Origin of the sequence: Actinospineispora spinosispora DSM 44797 (assembly GCF_000429025.1) — a bacterium.
Taxonomy (GTDB): domain Bacteria; phylum Actinomycetota; class Actinomycetes; order Mycobacteriales; family Pseudonocardiaceae; genus Pseudonocardia; species Pseudonocardia spinosispora.
Genome location: NZ_KE386837.1, coordinates 264,324 through 284,250 on the forward strand (window position 1 = coordinate 264,324; position 19,927 = coordinate 284,250).

Genomic DNA, 19,927 nt, shown 5'->3' on the forward strand with positions numbered 1-19,927 from the left:
CGAACGTACTAGGGTCCCGACGTGGGTGACGTGCGGATCGGGACCTCGGGGTGGGTGTACCCGCCGTGGCGGGGAGTGTTCTACCCGCCGGGGCTCGCCCAGCGGCGCGAGCTGGAGTACCTGTCCGGCAAGTTGCGCAGTGTCGAGCTGAACGGCTCGTTCTACTCGTTGCAGCGCCCGAGCAGCTACCGGTCCTGGGCCGCGCAGACACCGGACGACTTCGTCTTCTCGGTCAAGGGACCCCGGTTCATCACCCACATGAAGAAGCTGCGCGACGCCGACACCCTGCTGGCGAACTTCTTCGCATCCGGTGTGCTGGCACTCGGCGCGAAGCTGGGTCCGGTGCTGTGGCAGCTGCCGCCGACGTTTCGCTACGACCCCGATGTGCTCGCGGCGTTCTTCGATGCGCTGCCCCGGGACACGGAGGCCGCGGCCGCGTTGGCCGCCGGACACGACGAACGGCTCGACGGCAGGGCGTTCACCAGCACCGACGCCCGGCGACCACTGCGCTACGCGCTGGAGGTGCGGCACGCCAGCTTCCAGGTCGACGAGTTCACCGAGCTGCTCACCGCGCACGACGTCGCGTGTGTGGTCGCCGACTCGGCGGGCACCTGGCCGTACTTCGAACGGCCGAGCGCCGCCGACCACGTGTACGTCCGGTTGCACGGCGACGCCGAGCTCTACACCAGCGGATACACCGACACCGCACTCGACGGCTGGGCGGAGAAGATCAGCGCGTGGCACGCCGACCGCGACGTCTACGTCTACTTCGACAACGACGTCAAGGTCCGCGCGCCCGCCGACGCGATGTCACTGACCACCAAGCTGGCCGGCTGAGTCAGTCCTCCCGGATGGAGATGGCCGCCTTCGGGCATCCTTCGACGGCGGCTTCCACCTGCGCGCGCTCCGACTCCGGCGGCGTCTCGTCGAGGATGTAGAGGAAGTTGTCCTCCTTCACCTCGAACACGTCCGGCGCCACACCCATGCATACGGCGTTGCTCTCACAACGATCGAAATCCACCACAATCTTCATGAGTAACCATCGTGCACACAAGCCGGGCCCCTGGATAGCCAGCAAAGCCTAACCTGACCTGCGCAAACGCCGGTGGTTCGCACAGAGCGGGTGCACGCCGCACAGAGGCCCCGGCCTCTGTGCGGCGTAGAGAGCCTCTGTGCGAACTTCTGGTCAGCGGCGCAGGACCGGGCGGAGTGCGTCCAGGACGCTGGCGTCGTCGATCGTGGAGGGGACCGCCTCGTCGGCGCCGTCGGCTATGCCCCGCATGGTCTTGCGCAGGATCTTCCCGGAGCGGGTCTTCGGCAGGGCCGCGACCACCGCGACGTCCTTCAGCGACGCGACCGCGCCGACCTGGTCGCGGACCATCTGCACCAGCTCGCCGCGCAGCTGCTCCTCGTCGGTCTCCACTCCGGCCTTCAGCACCACGAAACCGCGCGGGACCTGGCCCTTCATGGCGTCGGCCACGCCGATCACGGCGCATTCCGCGACGTCGGGGTGGCCGGCCAGTACCTCCTCCATGCTGCCGGTCGACAGCCGGTGCCCGGCCACGTTGATCACGTCGTCGGTGCGGCCCATGACGAACACGTAGCCGTCTGCGTCGATGTGCCCGCCGTCGCCGGACAGGTAGTAGCCGTCGTAGGCCGACATGTAGGACGCGACGAACCGCTCGTCGTCGTTCCACAGCGTGGGCAACGCACCGGGCGGCAGCGGCAGCTTGACCACCAGCGCACCGTCCACGTCCGCCTCGGACTGCGAGCCGGACGGGTCGAGCACCTGGATGTTCCAGCCCGGAACCGGCACCGTCGGCGAACCGGGCTTGACCTCCATCGGCTCCAGGCCCATGGGGTTGGCGGCGATCGGCCAGCCGGTCTCGGTCTGCCACCAGTGGTCGATCACCGGGATGCGCAGCAGATCCTGCGCCCAGCGCAGCGTCTCCGGGTCGAGCCGCTCGCCGGCCAGGAACAGGTACTTCAGACCGGACAGGTCGTAGTCCGCGAGGAAGGTGCCCTTCGGGTCCTCCTTCTTGATCGCCCGGAACGCGGTCGGCGCGGTGAACATCGCCTTCGCGCCGTGCTCGGACAGGACCCGCCAGAACTGGCCCGCGTCGGGCGTGCCGACCGGCTTACCCTCGTACAGAACGGTGGTGGCACCCGCCAGCAGCGGCGCGTACACGATGTAGGAGTGCCCGACGACCCAGCCGACGTCGGATGCGGTGAACATCGTCTCGCCGGGGCCGACGTCGTAGATGTTGGTCATGCTCCAGCGCAGCGCGACCGCGTGCCCGCCGTTGTCGCGCACGACGCCCTTGGGCTTACCGGTGGTGCCCGAGGTGTAGAGGATGTATAGCGGGTCGGTCGCGGCGACGGGGGTACAGCCGACCGGCGAGGCCTTGGCGGCGGCGTCGGCCCAGTCGACGTCGCGCTCACCCATCGCGGCCGGCGCCTGCGGGCGCTGCAGGATGACCATGCTGTCCGGCTTGTGCGTCGCCAGCTCGATCGCCCGGTCCAGCAGCGGCTTGTACTCGATGACCCGCTTGCCCTCGATGCCGCAGGATGCGGACACGATCGCCTTCGGCGCAGCGTCGTCGATCCGCACCGCGAGCTCCTTGGCGGCGAAACCACCGAAGACCACCGAGTGCACCGCGCCGATGCGCGCGCAGGCGAGCATCGCAACCGCCGCCTCGGGCACCATCGGCATGTAGACGACGACCCGGTCGCCCTTCTCGACGCCCAGCCCGGTCAGCACCCCGGCGAACGTGGCGACCTCGTCGCGTAGCTGCGAGTAGGTGTAGCTGCGCCGGGTGTCGGTGACCGGGCTGTCGTAGATCAGTGCGGCCTGGTCACCGCGTCCGGCGTCGACGTGGCGGTCCAGCGCGTTGTGGCACGTGTTCAGCACTCCGCCGGTGAACCATCGGTAGAACGGCGGGTTCGACGAGTCCAACACCTGGGTCGGTTGCTCGTACCAGTCGATGTCCGAGGCGGCGGCGCCCCAGAACGCCTCCGGGTCGTCGATGCTGGTGCGGAACGTGTCCCGATAGCCACTCATCCGTGCAATCTCCCACGACGCCGTTGTTCTGTGTCAGATGTGACGCCGAGCCTAGTGTTGTGACGAGGGAGGGGCCATGACGAGCAACGAGCGATCCGCGCAGGGCGGTGACCCGGTCTGCTGGGTGAACCGGGTGTGTCCCGAGTGCGGCCGGTTCGCCGACGACGAGACCGTCGACTCCGATGACCCGCGCTGCGCGGAGTGCGGCGCCGAGCTGTCGGTCTGATCAGGCCCGGACCGGCTCGCCGAGATACCGCCACGGTCGCGCGAGGGTGAGCAGGGCGGCCGTGGCGGCGAGCAGGAAGCCGAGCACGACGACGGCGGTCGAGAGAGCGGTCTGGCCGGGCAGCGGCGCGGCGGCCGAGCCGAACACGAACAGCCCGCAGCCGAGGATGCCGGACGCCGCTCCGGGAGCGTCGTCGCCGAGCGCGAGGATGAGGGAGACCGCGGCTGGCAGCATCATCCCGAGGCCGGACGTCATGACGAACAGACACACCCACGTGGCGGTGAGCGTGCTGATGCCGCAGCCGAGCAGACCGGCCAGGACGATCATCGCGGCGGTGGAGATGCTCGTGCCGGTGACGAGCAACCGGTTGAGCCGCACGCGCCCGGCGAGCCGCCTGAACACCGCGCCCGCGACCAGCATGCCGACGGCGTTCGTGGCGAAGACCAGGCTGTAGCCGGTGGGGGACAGGCGGTAGACGCCTTGGAAGACGAACGACGAGCCGCTGATGTAGGCGAACAGTGCCCCGCCCCAGCAGGCCACGACGAGGAAGTAGCCGGCCAGCGCGGGGCGTCGCAGCAGCCCGCCCATCGCGGCGACGACACCGCCGGTCCTGCGCCGGTGCGCCGGGAGCGACTCGGGGACCCATGCCCAGACCGCGGCCAGCAACAGCAGCCCGGCGACGGCGAGCGCCACGAACACGAGCCGCCACGGGCCGATGGCGAGTACGAGACCGCCGGTGACCGGCGCCAGGATCGGCGCCGCCGAGGTGATGATGCTCAGCAGCCCGATCTGTCGTGCCTGGTCGGGCCCGGCGAACCGGTCGCTGATGACCGCCCTGGCGAGGACTATCCCGGCGCTGCCCGCGGCGCCCTGCAGCACCCGGGCCAGGGTGAACACCGTGACGGACCCGGCGAGGGCGCAGACCAGGGACATCACGGCGAACAGCGCCGAGCCGACCAGCAGCGGGCGCCGCCGTCCCAGTGCATCGCTCATCGGGCCGACCACGATCTGTCCGACGGCGACACCGACGAGACAGCCGGTCAGCGACAGCTGGACGGCGGTGCCCGACGTCCCGAACGAGGCCGCGATCTGGGGGAATCCGGGGACATACATGTCGGTGGAGAACGGGGAGACGGCGGTGAGCGCGGCGAGAGTGACGATCAATCTCAGGTGAGGCATGCCCGAGACGATGGTGTAATAGTCTGGTGGCTTCGAACTCTTACCACCGGAACTTCCTGGTCTTTGTGATCGACCTCATAAACGAGGCCCCGGTCGATCTCGACGACGTCGTGCGTCGCTGGGCTGCCGGCGGGCTGGGCCCGCCGGTGCCGACGAACGACGACGACTTCCGGAGCGTGTGCGCCTTTGTGGAGGAGTGGGCCGAGGTGGTCGACGCGACCACCGAGGACCAGCGGGTGAACCTGCTGAACGCACTGCTGGCGGACTCGGTGGCCTACCCCCGGATCACCCGGCACGACGGGTCCGGCTGGCACGTTCACTACCGCGACGACGGTGTGAGCCTGGCCGTCATCCTGCGATCCGTCACGTCGGTGGCCGCCGCGCAGCACCTGACCTCGACCGGCATGCACCGCCTCGGCCGGTGCGCGGTCGCCGAGTGCCGGCGCGCTTTCGTCGACTTCACCCAGGGCGGAAAGCAGCGCTACTGCTCGCACGCGTGCGTCAACCGGGACGCGGTGCGGCGGCACAGGGCGCGCCGGACGGCAGGACGTTCTAGCGTCGAGGCATGACGGATATCGGGACCGGGGTGGCGATCGTCAACGGCCTGCGGATGCACTATCTGCGCGCCGGGAAAGGATCGCCGGTGGTGTTGCTCCACGGCTGGCCGCAGACCAGCCACTGCTGGCGCAAGGTGCTGCCCCAGCTCGCCCATGAGCACACGGTGATCGCACCTGACCTGCGCGGATACGGTCGGACGGACAAGCCGACCTCCGGCTACGACAAACGCACGATGGCCTCCGACATCGCCGCGCTCGCCGAGTCGCTCGGCTTCGGCCGGGTCGGGGTGGTCGGCCACGACAGGGGTGCCCGGGTCGCGCATCGCTGGGCACTGGACCGGCCGGACCAGGTGGAGCGGTTGGCGGTGCTGGACATCCTGCCGACCAGGGCGACCTGGCAGCGCTGGGACCTGGGCATCGCGCGGCGCTACTGGCACTGGATGTTCCACCTGCAGCCCGACCTGCCCGAGCGGCTCGCCGGCGCCGACGTCGCCGGTTACCTCGGCTACTTCTTCGACAACTGGACACACAACCGGCACGGGCTGGAGCCCGAGGCGATCGCGGAGTACGTGCGTTCCTTCTCGGCGCCCGGCGCGTTGCGGGCAGGGTTCGACGACTATCGCGCGTCGTTCCCGGACGACGCCGAGCTCGACGACGCCGACTTCGACGCCGGACGCAGGCTGGCGATGCCGGTGCTGGCGCTGTGGGGCGGGTCGGCGCTGTTCGGTCAGGTGCCGGTGCTGGATGTGTGGCGCGAGTACGCCGACGACGTGAGCGGCGAGCCGATCCCGGAGTGCGGCCACTTCCTTGCGGAGGAGCGGCCGGACTCGCTGGTTGCGCTGCTGCGGCCGTTCCTGGGTGGTGGTCCGGTCTAGGGAGCTCGTGAGTGGCGAGTGGTCCTATAGCAACCCTGGGCACTCACGACGGAAAAGCTGTCGTGAGTGCCCAGGGTTGCTACGCCTTCGGCGCCCCTTCGGGGTAGGACCACTCGCCACTCACGGGGGGTCAGAACTTGCGGCGGGTGTGGAGGCTGGTGATGGGCTCGGGTGCGCGGTGGCGCGGGCCCTTCTTCGCCGGCTTGTCGTCCGAGTGCGTGGGCGGGTTGCGGAACAGCGGCGTCACCGGCGCCTCCGGGTCGGCCGTCGACACCGGGGTGAGCTCACCGGCGGGCCGCAGCTGGTCGAGCGGCGAGAACGCCGCGACGGGCTCGCTGATGTCGAGCGAGGCGGTCGCGGGCTGGCGGGCCGGTTCGAGCTCCACCGTCGCGGTGGTGGGCGGACGGGACGCGGCGCGTCGACGACCCCCGGCCGGCTTCACGGCCGGCTCGGCCACCGATGCCGGGTTCGACTCCTGACGCGGTGCCGGAGTGGTGGTGGGGCCCGGGTCCTCCTGGTCGAGACGTTCGACGATCCAGTCGAGCACCAGTGCGGTCGGGGCCATGTCTCTCGCCTCGGCGAGGCGGCGCAGCTGTTCGAGACGTAACGAAGGAAGCCGGAGCTGGAACACCTGGGCGGAACCGAAGCGTTCGGTCAGCGCCGACGCGGCGGGCTGTGCGGACTGCGCGGCGTCAGCCTCGGGCGAGATCGCGGCGAGGAAGGAATCCAGCTCATGGTCCGGCATGGCGTCCGACGAGTCGGCGTCAGTGGCACGGTGCCGGGAGTGGCGACGTTCGCGAAACACCATATGCAGCGACCTTAGGGGCGATCGGGGATGGGCTCGGCACTAGATCGTAGTCACATCGGTAAAGCTTCGATGAGGTGACACCCGGGATCGCTAGTCGGTCACTGTGTAGCCGGCTTCGTCGATTGCGGCGCGGATTTCGTCGCCACTCAGCTCTCGATCGCTCATGATGATGACGCTTCCGTCACTCAGTGTGACGTCGACCGAACGGACGCCGTCGAGCTCGGTCAGCTCCTCGGTCACCGAGCTGACGCAGTGCTGGCAGGTCATGCCGGAGACGGTCACGCTGGTGCGAAAAGGTGCCTGGACGGTCATCGAGTCCTCCGGGGAACGGTGTCGGGTGTGATTATTGCGCCGCGATGGGACGGCCCCGTCGACGGGTCAGGAGCGCACGAGGCGGGCGATCGCGTCGGCCGCCTCGCGGACCTTGGCCTCGGCCTGTTCGTCGCCCGCCCGCGCCGCGTCGACGACGCAGCCGGACATGTGCTCGGTGAGCAGCTCCAGCGCGAAGGCCTGCAGCGCACGCGTGGCGGCGGAGACCTGGGTCAGTACGTCGATGCAGTAGACGTCCTCGTTGACCATCCGCTGCAGGCCTCGGACCTGGCCTTCCACCCGCCGCAGGCGTCGCAGGTGGGTGTCCTTCTGATCGACGTAGCCCGGCATCGCCGTCCTCCAGGTCGTGGTGGTCATCCGAGTATACCTCAGGGGGGTAACCGGAAAGGCTGACCAACAGCGTGTCCAAATGGTCACTGATAGTGCATCAGCTCACCCGGGAAGGGGGGTGCATACCACGCTGGTGGTCGGTAACGTGCTGGTCGCGGTGACGGGGGTTACTCGAACATGCCAACGGGGAGGCGCTCGATGAGTGGATCGGCCAGGGTTCCGACACAAGTGACCAATCAGCGATACGGCGGAGAGGTGCCGGCCTCGGCGATCCCCTCCCAGCGGAGCGCGGCGGACGCATACCGGGTGACGGAGGACCAGGTCCACCGCGCTCGCATCGTCGTCGCGCGCAACGCCGAGGACTCGGAGGACTGCCGGCAGCTGCTCGACATGCTCGGGCTCATCGGAACCTCGGCGGACAGTCTCCCGCCGGTGCGCCGCTGAAACCACGCCGAAAACGGCGGAAACCGCAGGTCGGGCGAGGAGTGGGGGGTCGGTTGATCGGGCTCCGACCCCCTGTCATATGCTTCTCCTCGCTCCCAGCGGTAAGCCGTTGGAGGCCACGGCCCACAGAGGGTTTGGGTCCCCATCGTCTAGCGGCCTAGGACTCCGCCCTTTCAAGGCGGCAGCGCGGGTTCGAATCCCGTTGGGGGCACGTAGTGCAGCACGACAGCAGTACCGTACGATCGGAAGTACAGCAGTAAAGAAGTGGTTACACGCAAGGCCCAGTGGCGCAGTTGGTTAGCGCGTCGCCCTGTCACGGCGAAGGTCGCGGGTTCGAGTCCCGTCTGGGTCGCTTTGTTCTGCGTGCAGTTCGATGAGCTGCACGTGCCCGGCCAGGTAGCTCAGTTGGTACGAGCGACCGCCTGAAAAGCGGTAGGTCGGCGGTTCGACCCCGCCCCTGGCCACCAGCTTTGACCAGCGCCGGACGGCCCGACCATGATCGGCCGGACCGCCCTGGCGCTCAATTTGGGGCTCATTCGCTCCAGAGGAACCCATTCAGCTGCCGTGCGATGTCGTTGCGCAGCACCGCTGTCACATGCTGGTAGCGCTTCGCCATCGCCGGGTTGGACCAGCCCATGAACTCCATCACGGCACGCTCCGGGATGCCCAGGAGCAGCAGCACCGTTGCCGCCGTGTGCCTGGCATCGTGCAGTCGGGCATTACGCACGCCAGCGTCGGCTAGCAGTTGCTTCCACTCCCGCAAGTCCTGCTCGGGGCTGATCGGCCGGCCGTTCAGTTGGGCGAACATCCAGTCACCGTCCTCCCACGCGGTACCGGCGTGTGCCCGTTCCTTCTCTTGCGCCTCCTTGTGCTGCTTGAGCAGGGTGAAGAGCTGGTCCGGCAGGACGATGCCACGTCGACCCGCACTCGACTTCACCTCGGCGTCCACAAGGCCACCGTTCTTGCGCTGAGGACACCACCGAGCGTGGCTCGTGCAGTCCGGCGGGCACGGCGGCGGGCACGGCCGGCGCTTGTGCCGCTTGCACGTCTCCTCGTTACACGGCTTGACCTTGTGGTACTTCTCGCCGCACTTGTGCGGATTCTCGCACCCGTGTTCCCAGGTCCGGCGCTGTAGCTGCCGAGCAATCATCAGAACCTTGGTCTTGCTGTTCAACCGTCGCCACTTCAGTCCGATGCTCTCGCCCTGCCGTGTACCGAGGGCCAGCGCGACTACGAAACGCACACCATTGCGCCGGCTCAAAGCGGTCTTGATGAGGCGCTGGATTTCCTCGGCCTCGAACGGCTCCACCTCGTCTTCTTCGATTCGAGGCGCTTTCGCCAACTTGGCTGGGTTCCTGGCGACGTAGCCGCGCCGTAGCGCTTCGCCCCACGCAGTCACCGCTGTCCGGTGCACCTGGTGTGCATAGGCGGGCTTGAGGCCCTTCGCCAGCATTCCGGCGTACAGCTTCTCGAAGCGTTCCGGCTCGACCTTGTCCAACCAATGCTGGCCGAGCCCTGGCACCAAGTGTCGATGGATGGCGGTTCGATAAGCCTGGTACGCCTTGTACTTCACCGACGGCCTGGAGATGTTCTCCAACCAGTGGATGAGCCACTTCTCCACCCGCCATTTGCTGCCGGGCTTCGGCACCGTGCCGGCCTCTCGCTTCTGCTCCAGCTTGCGTACGGCGTCTATCACCTCACTCTCGGTCTGGCGCTTGATGGTGCGTCTGTCCGGGCGTCCATCGTCACGGAGACCGACCGTGACGCGGCCGACCCAGCATTGCTCGTACTTACCGAAGTAGATGGAACTCGCCCCGTTGGGCGCCCGGGTTCCCTCTTCCCGTTGCTTGCGTGGCATTGCGGTCTCCTCTCGGTCAGGCGGCCTGCTGGTCGGCGGTCAGGGCTCGGACGAAGTCCCGTAGGGCGTCGTCGGGGATGCGGCGCAGCCGTCCTATCCGGACGCTGAAGATCTCGCCGTTCTTGATCAGTTCGTAGACACGGGTGCGGCTGATGCTGAGCAGCTGGGCTGCTGACTCGACGGTGTGCATGACGCGCGGCCGGGTGGTCGGGATGATGTTGCTCTGGCTGTCCATCAGGACGGATCTCCTCGGTGTGGTTGGGCGGGATGACGAGCTGGGTGGGCGTCGGGCACGGCAAATACCGCCCTCCTGCGACAGGCGCGGGCGTGATGACGGTCAGCGGGATGTGGCGCAAGCGGGCGCCGGTTACGAAGTAAACGAAGTTACGAAGTTAGGGGCTGACCTGCGGTTTTGTTCGGACCTAACTTCGTAGGTTACGAAGTTAGGTCTGAGTGTTTGTGCTGGTCAGGGGCTAAGTTCGTAACTTCGTTAACTTCGTTGGGTCGCTCAGCCGGCGATGTAGATCGCTGTCGGGCGGCCGGGTTTGCCGTCAGCGCGTGGGCGTTGGGCGTGGGTGATGGCGCCGGTGGTGATGAGCCGGTTGAGCAGGGTGTTGATGTCGCCGGCCTTCTTGTTGCCGCCGTAGTGCCCGCTGGTGATGTCCTGCTTGGTGCGGCCGGCCGGGCCGGCGTCGGTGATGTAGGCGAGCAGCTGCGCGACGTCTTCGTTGTTCTCGAACACGGTGCGGACCGAGGCGATGGAGTACCGGACGAGCCCGGCGGCGGCGTGCAGGTGCTCGGTGGTGATGTGGGTGGTGTGATCGATCGCGGCGTGGATGGCGGCGATGCGCAGGGTGTTAGGCGCGGTGCGGGCGAGGAACTGCTCAACAGGTCCGGTGTCGCCGTGGTCGATGCCGAATTCGACGTAGAGCTCTCGCCAGAGCTGGGTGGCGGTGGGTGTGAGGTTGATGGTGTCGAGTTGGGCTCCTTCGGTAAGCCGGCGGCCGAAGTCGATGCCGTGTTCGGCGATGACGTTGTCGGATGCGCCGGTGGATAGCGGCAGGAACTGGCTACGTGCCACGGCCAGCGGTAGGAATCGGTTGTAGGTGCCCCCGGCCAGATCAGATGCGGAGACTTTCGCTCGGAATTCGTCGGGTGTGATGTGGGTGAGGAGTCCGACGTGGCTGTTGGGTGCGACTCGGGCGGTGACGTTGAGGGTGGACAGGTCCCCGCCTTCCCACGCGGCGCGCAGGGTGGCGGAGAGGGTGTTTCCTTCGCGGCGCATGCGGGCCATGACGGCGGCCCATTCGGGCTCGAACACCATGAGCCGGCGGTCGCCGGGCGGGAGCAGCCCGCCGGCCTTCGGTTGGTCCTTGCGGTTACCTGCTTTCGAGTCGTCGGTGGGGTCGTCGTCTTCGGCGAAGATGATCGCCAGGCCTTCCCCGGAGGTGAGTCCGGATCGGATGTTGGTGGCGGCGAATTCTGGGTCAGCGCTGGTGATGAGCCGGCGTGCGGCCGACCAGCCGGCGCCTTTTCGTCCAGCGCCGGACCGGCCGACGATCAGCGGCCACACGAGCAGCGGGTGGCGGTCGTCGCCGGCTTGGACGCGGGGTTTTTGGCCGAGGTGGACACCGGCCGCGCAGAGCAGTGAGGCGTAGATGTTGATGGGGTCGGCTTCGCTGGTGGGTGCGATGCGGGCGGTGAGGTCTCCGAGGTAGCAGTTCCAGACGGCGTCATCGACGCGTGGGAGTTCTCGGCGGGCTCGGGCGACCTCGGCGCGTGCGGCCAGCTCCGCCGGCCCAGCCTCATCGCTATGGCCGCTGATCGCGGTCGCGGTGGTTGTGGTGGGTTGGTGGGTGGGGATGGCGCGTAGGTGGGCGGTGTTCACCCGGGTTCCTCCTCCCTGAAAGTGGCTGGTGTGGTGGGTGCCGGGCGCTGGGCAGCGGCCGGCGGGGTCAGCGTGTGTGGGCGTGGTGTTGGTGATGGCCGGGCAGGTTGGTGCGGGGGTTGCGGGCGCCGGTGCGTAGGCCTGAGGTGATGGTTGCTTCGATTTCGGGTTCGGTGCATCGACAGTTCGCGGTGATCAGGTGCGCCGAAAACTGCTTGAGCATGTGGTGGGCGGTGACGGGGTTGAGCGCGCCGGCTCCGACGAGTTCACCGAGGCGGCAGGCGGCGACGAACAGGGTCTTGTTGTGTGCTCCTGGTGCGGCGGTGGCGATGCGGTGGGCTTGGTCGGCGGTGATGGTGGCGATGTAGGCGGCGAGCCGGTCTGAGGGCACCTCGGGGCCGCCGGAGAGCGTCGGTGGCGGCTTGGGGGTGAGGGCTTGGTGCAGCCAGGTGGGCAGTTCGGCGGGGTCTTGGTCGTCGAGCAGTTCGTAGGCGCCGGTGGGTGTGGTGGAGCCGGCGGCGACGACGTATCCGCCGTGCGCGCGGGTGTCGACGAGGCGGCCGAGCGCGCCGGCGGTGGAGCGCAGCCGGCTCCCGGCGGGTGTCCGGTAGTAGAGGTGGGTTCCGCCGGATGGTGTGGTGACGGTGTGGGTGTCCGGGATCGTGGCGCCGGTGTGGCGGGCGAGCTGGGTCAGGGTGTGGGCACCGGAGGTGGCGCCCCCCATGCTCAAGCCGTCTTTTCCTCGCACCCGGCCGGACGTGCGTTCGCGGTTGGGGTCGCCGGCCGGGTGGGTGTTGTGGTCGGGGTGATCGAGGTCGATCACGACCAGTTGTGAGGGGCCGGTGGCGATGGCGGTGTTGTGGTCGGGATGAGCACGCCAGTAGGCGGTGATGTGGTCGGGGTTGGTGGTGGCGCGCTGTTCCCATTGCCGGATCGCGGGTTGCTTACTGCCCGGTAGCAGTGGGAAGACCCGCCACCCGCGTTCAGCGGCGAGCAGAGCAGCGGCGAGGCGGGCGCGCTGGACAAGGTTGAGCGTGGGCGTGGTCATGCGGGTGTCCTCCAAAGACAAGCCAGGGCGAGAGCGGGGTCCGAGCCGGTGGGGCCGCGCGGATTCGGCGGCCCCACCGACACAGCGCGGTGGTGGTGTGTCAGAACGGCGGTTCGTCCGAGCTGGCGGCCGGCGCCGCACCCCACGGGTCCTCGGCCTTCGGCGCACCGGCGGTGGTGTTGGTGCGGGTTGCCTTATTGACGGTGGCGGTGGCCCATTTCAGCGACGGCCCGATCTCGGTGACGTCGAGTTCGAACACGGTGCGCTTCTCGCCCTCGGCGGTGTCGTAGGTGCGCTGCTTGAGACGGCCGGTGACGATGACCCGGTTGCCCTTGTTCAGCGAGTTGGTGACGTTCTCAGCGGCCTCACGCCAGATCGAGCAGCGCAGGAACGTCGCATCACCATCGGCCCACTGGCCGGTGTTCTTGTCGTATCGGCGTTCGTTCGCCGCGACGGTGAAATTGGCAACCGCATGCCCACTGGGGGTGAAACGCAGCTCGGGCGTAGCGGTCAGAGTGCCGGTCACGGTGACTTCAGGAAGACCAGTCATGACAGGTAGTGCTCCTTCGAATTACTCGATTGCCGGGATGGCTCGGACGGGTCAGTGATGGGTTCGGTAGGCGGTCGGGTTGGTGGTCACCTCCGGTGGGTGGATGTGCCAGCGGCGCAACCGGGCGCGCGCGGTCGCGGTGAGCAGCACCGATGTGGCGGCGGTTTCGTGGCGGCCGTGCCGGACCGGCCGCACCGCGCCGAGCGCGAGGAAGCCCCGGTCGAGAAGCTGATGCACAGCGTTGGCCTCGACCACCGGTGCTCGGTCGACGTGTGGGCCGCCTCGAACACGGCGCCGCCACACCTGCTGGTGCTCGCCGATGAGGACGTAGCCGAACCCCTCGGCTCTCTCGAGCACGTCACGGACCAGCACGAGATCGTTGGTTGGCACGTAGCCGGCCCCCGTGCTCGGACCGGGTTGAGTAGCCGGCGGAGCGTCGTGGGGGCGCTGGTGCGGGATCGGTAGGTCGAACAGCCCGGCGTCGGCACCGGGGTCCGCGTGGTGGGCGGGCGGGGTCACAGCGCGGGCGCCGAGGGCGTGGTGTGGCGGGGTTGGGCGACTGTTCGGTCGCCACCGCCGAGCCGGATCAACGGCCGTTCCGAGGTGGGCCTGACCGTGCACACCGTGGTCGGGTCCTGGCGCCGGTAGAACGCGCAGGTCTGCTCACCCTCAGCGGGATTGTCGTCGTAGACCACGACATCCCGGCCCGCGAGGACCGATCCCGTCGTGCCGGGTTCAGCGGCGACGGCGAGCGAGGCAACGGTGACGGCGAGTGTGGCCAGCGCCAGTAGGGATGCCTGGCTGGTGCGTGATTTGGGCATGGGGGCTCCTGGTGTTGTCGTCTGGTGGTTGGGAAGAGCTGGCGTGCCCGGCCCGGTGGGGCGTCTGGTGGAGGGACCACCGGGCCGGGGTGTGCGCCGCGTACGGCGGGTGGGGCTGGTTAGGAGTTGGTGGGCATGCTCGGTTGGTAGCCCGTGGAGGTCAGCTCAGGGCACATCGCTTCGCCGTCGACGTGTGACCAGCTCAGGCGTCGTGGTTCGACGTTGGCTGCCCATCCGCGCGTGCCGGTCTTGGGTGCGCGGTTGATGGCTCGTTCGCCGCATACTGTGCAGAAGTGCCTGGTCATGGTGGGGTTCTCCCGTGATGCTCGATGGTGGTTGGTGCAGACCTCGGCCTGGCGGGTGTCTGGTGGAGGGACCACTAGGCCGGGGGAATGTGGGGGCGGGCGCCGGAATCGGTTCCGGGCAGGAGGCCTATTCGCCGGCCGCCTCCGACTACCGGCGGCTTAACGCAGCTCGGTGACTGTCGACTCCAGTACTTCCCAGCCGCCTGTGAGCCTCGCGCCGAGCTTGATTTCGGCGTCGTTTGGTAGGTGCTGGTCGCAGTAGAAGTCGTACTGGTAGTCGGTTTCGGTGCCGGTTCGAGAGTCACCTCGACCGATGATCAGTTCCACGTACCAGTTGGCCTTTGACGGTGTCCCGCATGTGCATTTGCTCATCTCGATCTCCTTGGAATTCCTGTGCTGGGTGCCGGTTGCTGGTGGTTGGGAGGGGCCCGACTCGGTGCGCTGGCTGGTGGAGGGACCACCGGGCCGGGGTGTGCTGGTCTACTGGTCGCGGACGTCGAAGTAGCGGACGCGTAGTTTTCGGCCTTGTCGCATGGCGGCGGTGGCTCGGTGTTTGCCGTTCCAGCCCTCGGCTACGCCGTGTTTGTTGACCACCACGAACGGATCACCGTCGCCGCCTTCCCACACGGATCTGGTCAGGTTCGGGTTCTGCATGTACCGGCGGACCCACGCTTCGTCGACGGGGGTGTCTGCCCACTTGACCTTGCGGGGATCGATCCAGCGTTTCTTGGCTTTGTCGTAGTCCGGTGTCGCGTACCTGCGCCCGTGCCCGGGTGTCTTGGTTGTGTCTTGCTTGGTCGGTTCTCCCCAGGAGAAGAAGCCCATCGGTGATTGCCTCCGGATTTCGGTGTTGAGGTGGTGGCGCACGGTCGGTGGCAGCGGTCGAGCCGGGCGCGTGGCTGCCCGGTAGGTGGCCGCCGCCGGGTGCTTGAAGGTCGAGGCTGGAACGGGCCCGTTCTGTCACTGTGTGTGAGCGTGGTGGGCAGTGGGTTGCCAGTGGACGGGCCAGTGGATGGCGGGTGGCCAAGTGGATCCCCACTTGGCCACCCACTGAGCCCATCCACTGGCCCTGAACTGGGCATGATCCGGTTCAGTGGGTCAGTGGATGTCCCTCCACAGAGCCCGAAACCGGCCCTGTGGAGGGTGTTTGACCCGGTACGGGTCATCCACTCACTGACCGTCGGCGGCGAGCGCTTCATGCACGCTGCGTGACCAAATGAACCAGTAGCCGTCCCGCTGTTTCGCCTCGACATCGCGTTCGGCCAGCTCGGCGCGCAGGGCTGAGCCGGTGAACTTCTTGCCGTAGGCGCCGTATCCAGGCCCGGCGAGGCGGCGCAGCCGGACGACCAGGTCGGTGTCCTTCGCGCGTTCCTCGTCGGGCTCGAACACCTGCGCCAGGTCCTCCAGGAGGTCCCGGACCACCGGTGCCTCGGCCCGGTGGATGACGCCGGCCCGGAGGGTTTTGGCGCGTTCGGCGATGTCGTGGGCCTGCGTGGTGTTGATGAAGTGGGTGCGCACGGTGGTGTGCGTGGCACCATTGGGCAGGTCCATCGACTCACCCGGAGCCAACACGACGGTTCCCCGGTCCAGCCCGGGGCGCAGGGCGTGGGGTGCTGCTCCGGTGTCCACCGCCGCTTCACCGAGGGCCATCTTGGCGATGGACTCGGTGCCCACGAACAGCGAGGCGCGGATCATGGCGCCTTCGCGGACGATCGCGGGGAAGTTGGCGTTGGTGGGGTTCTGGGAGAACTGCAGCAGGTGGATGTTCACCGCACGCGCCTGGTCGTGCAGCGCCTGCGCGGCCCGAGCGGCACGGGACTTCTTGCCGTTGCCGCCGATGTCGCCGCCGTCGGGGTGCTCGGTGGCGCAGCCGTAGAGCTTCTGTACCTCGTCGACCACCACGAACAGCGGCTCGAACCCACTACCAGGACCAGCGTCCGCGCGGGCGATGTCGCCCTTGCGGCCCATCTCCCGCCACACCTCATAGCGGCGGGCCATCTCGGCTACGGCGGCTTCGAGCATGTCGCAGGTGGCGATGAAGTTCTCCGCGCCGGCCCCTTCGATCAGGGTCTCGGCCAGCCCGTCGAACATCGACCAGTCGCCGAACCCCTTCAGGTCGGCCAGCCACAGCTGGCTGGAGGGGTCCAACATCAGCCACAGCACGAGCGCGCGGGCGGCGGCGGTCTTGCCCTGCTTGGACAGTCCCGCCAGCAGCAGGTGCTGCTGCAGCAGGTTCAGCTCTACCGGGTCGGCCTTGATGTCCACACCCCACGGCATCAGGTCGCGGTAGACATCGACTGGCCCGAACTCCTCATCGAGTAGCGGTGAGGGCGGCAGTTCGCCGTCCAGGGCCCCGGAGTCGCCTACCCAGATGAGGGCTTCGCGTTCGGAGTCGGAGCTGATCTCGATGTGGACCTCGTGGGCCTTGCGGTCCAGGTTCCCCGCGAGGATGGGGCGTTTGTCCAGGATGTGGCCGGCGGTGACCTGGGGCGGGAACTTGACCAGGACCTGCGCGCCGGGCCCGTAGCGGGTGATCAGCCCCAGCATCCACGCCCCGGCGTCCGGGTCGGCCTTGATCGCATCCCGCAGTGGCTTGATCCCCAGATCACGCAGCGCGGCGATCATGATGGCCGGGGTCAGGTTCACCACCTCACCCGGCGCCCGCACCTCGGTCGGTGCCATCCACGCCGGCGCCTCGGTGCGAGTGCGGCCGGTGTTCCACAGATAGGCGACCATGCAGGCGGTGGCGGTGAGTAGCAGGGTGGCGCCGTAGACGGTGAAGAACCACACCGCGAACACCACCGCGTTGATCAACCCGATGATCGGGGCGAGGATCCACGAGGCGTCTTTGTTGCCGACCGCCAGCAAAACCCCCAGGCCCAGTAGCAGCCCGGTGACCGCGAGGATGGCGATACCGATCGCCTTGATCAGGTCGATCGGTGAGCGGACCCAGTCCATCACCCGGTCATGACGGCGCTGCTTCTCGGTGACGTCGCGGGATTCCCATTCCAGCAGCGCCTCGCGGTCACCGGCGAGTTCGGCCTGGCGCATCATCCGCTCATAGCGGTTCGCGCCGTGCGCATCACGCCACCGCTTGGCCACCACGGCGGTGCCGGTGATCGGGTACCACAGGTTGCGCACCACAGCTTTGCCCGTGGTCTTCGTGTGCGGGTGCGTCACCGCCGCCCGGGTCCCCACGAGGACCTTCACTGTGCCGCGTGCGGTGGCGCTCCCGGCGCGACGCAACACCACCGCTGTACCCGGGCGCCGGCCACCGCTCACGCCGGTGTCCTCGGCCGTGCCGTCGGCGTCGATGTCGAACGTGGGCTGGTCTGTCTCGGTCACCGGCCCCGGCCGGTAGATGAACTCCTCCTCATCCTCGACCTGGCGAGGCGTTTCGCGGGGTGCCTCGCGAGTGGTGTGCTCGGTGCCGCCGCGCTGCGGGAAGCCGATCACTCGGCCACCCTCGGCCACCGCTTCGTCGTGGTTGGTGTGGTTGGCGGTGGGTCCTTTGCTCGGCGGGGATACGGGCTGTTCACTCATGACTGGGTTCCTTGCTGTCGGTCTGGTGGTTGGGTGAGCAGGTGCTGAGCCGCAACGTCTTGGTGGAGGGCGCGGCCAGCGCCATGAACGTGGGAAATGCCGTGAAGATGGGAGATGCGGTGAAGGTGGGAGTCGGGGTCATAGGGCGCTCCCGCTGAGGCGGTGCTCGCGGGCTAGGCGGACGGTGTAGCGGTCGAGGTAGTCGCCCTCGCGGACCAGCAGCCGGTGGGCCTGGTCGAACGCCCACCGCTCGGTGACTTCGCGGCCCAGCCCGAACTCACGGCGCCAGTCACGGAAGTTGTGGTAGTCCCCGTCGGAGACGTCTCGGGCGAGGGTGAACGCGGCCTTGAAGCTCATGCCCAGATACACCTGGCGAAACCGGGTCTCAGCGGCATGACCAGCCAAATCCGACACCAGCCGGCCGATCTGCCGCCGACGTGGCCACTGGGCGCTGGGCATCTCGTTGGTCTCACACATTCCGCCGAGGACCCCGCCGAACAGCCCGATGTTCAACCACACACGCTTCGGTCGTGCCCCGTTGGCCATCGCGGCGACCGCATGCCCGATCTCGTGCGCGGCCGCCGACAAATGCCGCGGATTACGGCCCCGGTCCAACGCCGCGATGATCTGATCGCTCACGCCGCACGCTCCGTCCTGTTGGCGAGTTCCTGGCTGGTCGGGTTCGCGAGCCGTCCCGCCGGTGTGCTCGTGCTGGCGTTCGCGACCGCGCTCGGGGTGGGCTCGTGGGTGGTGTTCGCGAGGTCCGCGCGCAGCGTCTTCGCGAGGAACACCGAGGTACCGTCCGAGCAACCGGTCATCCGCTTGCACCACACCGGCGACGGATCAACACCTGCCCCGGCGGCCGCGAGGTGCTCGCGGGCCTCGGCCAGGTAGTCCGCCCGCAACCTGCGCGGCTGCGGCCGCCGGCCCTTGCGCCCGGCCCGCTTGGCCGGCTTCCGCACCGCCGCAACCGGCGCGCCGGTGGGCGCCGGTTCGATGGCCGGCGGTCCAGTCAGAGCGGCCACCGAGGCAGCCAGCGAGGCGGTCACAGCGTCGGTGTGCTGACCGGCCACAACGTCTGCTGTGGCGGGCACCGGCGCGTCCTGGTCGGTGGCGTCGGGCTGGTTGGTGTCGTCGAGCAGGTGGTGCAGGGCAGCGCCGGCGCCGAGGACGAACACCGGAAGGCAGGCCACGAACACCACCACCGCGACCGGCGCGGTGACGTAGCCCCATTTGGTGAGCAGGTGATACACCACCTGCCCGACCAGTCCCAGGCCCAGCGACGCGAACGCGGACCACTTCGCGAAGCTGCGTGCCTTCGCGCTCAGCGTGCGTGAGGACAACCACGCGCCGAGGGCGTAGGCGCTGTAGGCCTCCATCCCGATCGGCAACGTGATCGCCGTGTTCAGCTCCACCCGGTCAGCGATCCCGGGCAGCAGCTTCACCACCCCGAACCCGCACATCCCACCGAGCCCAACCCATCCAGCCCAGATCGACACGGCCGCCGGCACAGCCAGTACCCACAGTGGCCACCGTCGCGCGGCGGCCCGGGTCTTTTCCGGCGTCTTGGTTATGGTCTTGGTCATCGTTTTCCTCCTTTCTCCTTGTGGCGCTCCAGGGCCGCGATGGCCTCTGAGATCGGGTCGCCCGTGTCCAGGGCAGCGCGGTATTCGCCGTCGTTGATGAGCAGGTCATCGAGGTTGCTGTGGTGGGCGCCGACGGCCTGTTCGCGGCGTTGGCGCACGCAGTCAGCCCAGGACACCCACGCCTGGTAGGCGCGTCGCAGCTCGTGCAGCGCGCGGCGCTCACTCGTCTCGATCCGAGCGCGGTACAGCTTTTCCAGCCGGGCCAACTTCGTAGGGTCCACCGCGATCACGCCCGCTTCCGGGCCAGTGCGATCTCAGCGAGCGAGCTGTTGCGTATCGCTGATTCCAGTGCCGCGCTGACCCGCTCGAACTCGGTTTTCGTCCACGGGTGCTCCACGATCAGCTCTTCTTCGAAAGCCTTCTCTTTCATCAAGCTGACCAGCCGCGCAACCTGAGCGGGTCGCACCTGATCCGAAACTCGTTCCGGCTGAGGCTTCTTGTTTGATTTGAACATCACA

At 68.2% G+C, this 19,927-nt stretch carries 26 protein-coding genes and 3 tRNA genes; 8 read left to right on the forward strand and 21 right to left on the reverse strand.

Going from position 1 to position 19,927, the window contains the following annotated elements; all coding sequences use genetic code 11:
• Positions 1–21: 21 nt before the first annotated feature.
• Entirely contained in the window at positions 22–837 is an 816-nt protein-coding gene (locus G406_RS0140100; protein WP_245607390.1) for a DUF72 domain-containing protein, read from the forward strand.
• 1 nt (position 838) lies between these two features.
• On the opposite strand, the gene G406_RS0140105 is transcribed toward G406_RS0140100, so the two are convergent.
• Positions 839–1,033, reverse strand: a complete 195-nt coding sequence (locus G406_RS0140105) for a ferredoxin (protein ID WP_028938236.1) — start codon at positions 1,031–1,033, stop codon at positions 839–841.
• Positions 1,034–1,186: 153 nt separating this feature from the next.
• Positions 1,187–3,061: a propionyl-CoA synthetase gene (locus G406_RS0140110; protein WP_028938237.1), complete on the reverse strand. Its 1,875-nt coding sequence runs from the start codon at positions 3,059–3,061 to the stop codon at positions 1,187–1,189.
• 76 nt (positions 3,062–3,137) lie between these two features.
• Here G406_RS0140110 and G406_RS57590 point away from each other — a divergent pair, with 76 nt between their 5' ends.
• Positions 3,138–3,287, forward strand: coding sequence for a hypothetical protein (locus tag G406_RS57590; RefSeq protein WP_156935404.1), 150 nt, complete (start codon positions 3,138–3,140; stop codon positions 3,285–3,287).
• Here the strand turns inward: G406_RS57590 and G406_RS0140120 are convergent, their stop codons facing one another.
• Positions 3,288–4,466, reverse strand: a complete 1,179-nt coding sequence (locus G406_RS0140120) for a multidrug effflux MFS transporter (protein WP_037081002.1) — start codon at positions 4,464–4,466, stop codon at positions 3,288–3,290.
• Positions 4,467–4,531: 65 nt separating this feature from the next.
• Between G406_RS0140120 and G406_RS0140125 the strand changes: the two genes are divergently transcribed.
• Together G406_RS0140125 and G406_RS0140130 are read left to right on the forward strand one after the other, a co-directional pair.
• The gene (locus G406_RS0140125; RefSeq protein ID WP_051343350.1) at positions 4,532–5,035 is read left to right on the forward strand and encodes a CGNR zinc finger domain-containing protein; all 504 of its coding nucleotides are present in this window, start codon (positions 4,532–4,534) and stop codon (positions 5,033–5,035) included.
• Entirely contained in the window at positions 5,032–5,898 is an 867-nt protein-coding gene (locus G406_RS0140130) for an alpha/beta fold hydrolase (protein WP_037081005.1), read from the forward strand. Before G406_RS0140125 ends, G406_RS0140130 begins: the two co-directional genes overlap by 4 nt.
• Positions 5,899–6,028: 130 nt before the next feature.
• On the opposite strand, the gene G406_RS55050 is transcribed toward G406_RS0140130, so the two are convergent.
• The 3 genes from G406_RS55050 to G406_RS0140145 all read right to left on the reverse strand — a co-directional run bounded on the left by G406_RS55050 (position 6,029) and on the right by G406_RS0140145 (position 7,366).
• Entirely contained in the window at positions 6,029–6,706 is a 678-nt protein-coding gene (locus G406_RS55050; protein WP_051343324.1) for a hypothetical protein, read from the reverse strand.
• Positions 6,707–6,796: 90 nt separating this feature from the next.
• Complete coding sequence (locus tag G406_RS0140140) at positions 6,797–7,018, reverse strand: heavy-metal-associated domain-containing protein (protein ID WP_028938241.1); 222 nt, start codon at positions 7,016–7,018, stop codon at positions 6,797–6,799.
• A 66-nt stretch (positions 7,019–7,084) separates the two neighbouring features.
• Positions 7,085–7,366: a metal-sensitive transcriptional regulator gene (locus tag G406_RS0140145; protein WP_028938242.1), complete on the reverse strand. Its 282-nt coding sequence runs from the start codon at positions 7,364–7,366 to the stop codon at positions 7,085–7,087.
• Between the two features lie 228 nt (positions 7,367–7,594).
• On the opposite strand from G406_RS0140145, the gene G406_RS0140150 reads away from it, so the two are divergent.
• From G406_RS0140150 to G406_RS0140165, 4 genes are all read left to right on the forward strand, one after another.
• A complete protein-coding gene (locus G406_RS0140150; protein WP_425414680.1) occupies positions 7,595–7,810 on the forward strand; it encodes a hypothetical protein in 216 nt (71 codons plus the stop codon).
• A gap of 138 nt (positions 7,811–7,948) precedes the next feature.
• A tRNA-Glu gene (locus tag G406_RS0140155) sits at positions 7,949–8,021 on the forward strand.
• Positions 8,022–8,088: 67 nt separating this feature from the next.
• A tRNA-Asp gene (locus G406_RS0140160) sits at positions 8,089–8,162 on the forward strand.
• A 38-nt stretch (positions 8,163–8,200) separates the two neighbouring features.
• Positions 8,201–8,277, forward strand: a tRNA-Phe gene (locus G406_RS0140165).
• Positions 8,278–8,342: 65 nt separating this feature from the next.
• On the opposite strand, the gene G406_RS0140170 is transcribed toward G406_RS0140165, so the two are convergent.
• From G406_RS0140170 to G406_RS0140235, 15 genes are all read right to left on the reverse strand, one after another.
• Positions 8,343–9,668 carry a tyrosine-type recombinase/integrase gene (locus G406_RS0140170; protein WP_028938244.1) on the reverse strand — a complete coding sequence of 442 codons (1,326 nt, stop codon included), beginning with the start codon at positions 9,666–9,668 and terminating at the stop codon, positions 8,343–8,345.
• Between the two features lie 16 nt (positions 9,669–9,684).
• Positions 9,685–9,903 (reverse strand): excisionase family DNA-binding protein, encoded by a 219-nt coding sequence (locus G406_RS0140175; protein WP_037081007.1) that lies wholly within the window; start codon positions 9,901–9,903, stop codon positions 9,685–9,687.
• 273 nt (positions 9,904–10,176) lie between these two features.
• Positions 10,177–11,556 carry a DUF3987 domain-containing protein gene (locus G406_RS0140180; protein ID WP_245607391.1) on the reverse strand — a complete coding sequence of 460 codons (1,380 nt, stop codon included), beginning with the start codon at positions 11,554–11,556 and terminating at the stop codon, positions 10,177–10,179.
• A gap of 67 nt (positions 11,557–11,623) precedes the next feature.
• Positions 11,624–12,604, reverse strand: coding sequence for a bifunctional DNA primase/polymerase (locus G406_RS52815; protein ID WP_051343325.1), 981 nt, complete (start codon positions 12,602–12,604; stop codon positions 11,624–11,626).
• A 100-nt stretch (positions 12,605–12,704) separates the two neighbouring features.
• Positions 12,705–13,154 carry a single-stranded DNA-binding protein gene (locus tag G406_RS0140190; protein ID WP_028938247.1) on the reverse strand — a complete coding sequence of 150 codons (450 nt, stop codon included), beginning with the start codon at positions 13,152–13,154 and terminating at the stop codon, positions 12,705–12,707.
• 51 nt (positions 13,155–13,205) lie between these two features.
• On the reverse strand, positions 13,206–13,673 hold the full coding sequence (locus tag G406_RS0140195) for a hypothetical protein (RefSeq protein WP_156935405.1): 468 nt from the start codon (positions 13,671–13,673) through the stop codon (positions 13,206–13,208).
• A complete protein-coding gene (locus G406_RS0140200; protein ID WP_028938249.1) occupies positions 13,670–13,975 on the reverse strand; it encodes a hypothetical protein in 306 nt (101 codons plus the stop codon). The genes G406_RS0140195 and G406_RS0140200 overlap by 4 nt, the downstream gene beginning before the upstream one ends.
• Before the next feature lie 464 nt (positions 13,976–14,439).
• Positions 14,440–14,652, reverse strand: coding sequence for a hypothetical protein (locus G406_RS57595; RefSeq protein WP_156935406.1), 213 nt, complete (start codon positions 14,650–14,652; stop codon positions 14,440–14,442).
• 108 nt (positions 14,653–14,760) lie between these two features.
• Positions 14,761–15,105: a hypothetical protein gene (locus G406_RS0140210; RefSeq protein ID WP_028938250.1), complete on the reverse strand. Its 345-nt coding sequence runs from the start codon at positions 15,103–15,105 to the stop codon at positions 14,761–14,763.
• Between the two features lie 345 nt (positions 15,106–15,450).
• Complete coding sequence (locus G406_RS52820) at positions 15,451–17,823, reverse strand: FtsK/SpoIIIE domain-containing protein (protein WP_051343326.1); 2,373 nt, start codon at positions 17,821–17,823, stop codon at positions 15,451–15,453.
• Positions 17,816–17,965, reverse strand: coding sequence for a hypothetical protein (locus G406_RS57600; protein WP_156935407.1), 150 nt, complete (start codon positions 17,963–17,965; stop codon positions 17,816–17,818). The genes G406_RS52820 and G406_RS57600 overlap by 8 nt, the downstream gene beginning before the upstream one ends.
• Positions 17,962–18,462 (reverse strand): hypothetical protein, encoded by a 501-nt coding sequence (locus tag G406_RS0140220; protein WP_028938251.1) that lies wholly within the window; start codon positions 18,460–18,462, stop codon positions 17,962–17,964. The genes G406_RS57600 and G406_RS0140220 overlap by 4 nt, the downstream gene beginning before the upstream one ends.
• Positions 18,459–19,409 carry a hypothetical protein gene (locus G406_RS55055; protein ID WP_156935408.1) on the reverse strand — a complete coding sequence of 317 codons (951 nt, stop codon included), beginning with the start codon at positions 19,407–19,409 and terminating at the stop codon, positions 18,459–18,461. The genes G406_RS0140220 and G406_RS55055 overlap by 4 nt, the downstream gene beginning before the upstream one ends.
• Positions 19,406–19,699, reverse strand: a complete 294-nt coding sequence (locus G406_RS0140230) for a hypothetical protein (protein WP_028938252.1) — start codon at positions 19,697–19,699, stop codon at positions 19,406–19,408. Before G406_RS0140230 ends, G406_RS55055 begins: the two co-directional genes overlap by 4 nt.
• On the reverse strand, positions 19,696–19,926 hold the full coding sequence (locus G406_RS0140235; protein ID WP_156935409.1) for a hypothetical protein: 231 nt from the start codon (positions 19,924–19,926) through the stop codon (positions 19,696–19,698). Before G406_RS0140235 ends, G406_RS0140230 begins: the two co-directional genes overlap by 4 nt.
• Position 19,927: the final 1 nt, after the last annotated feature.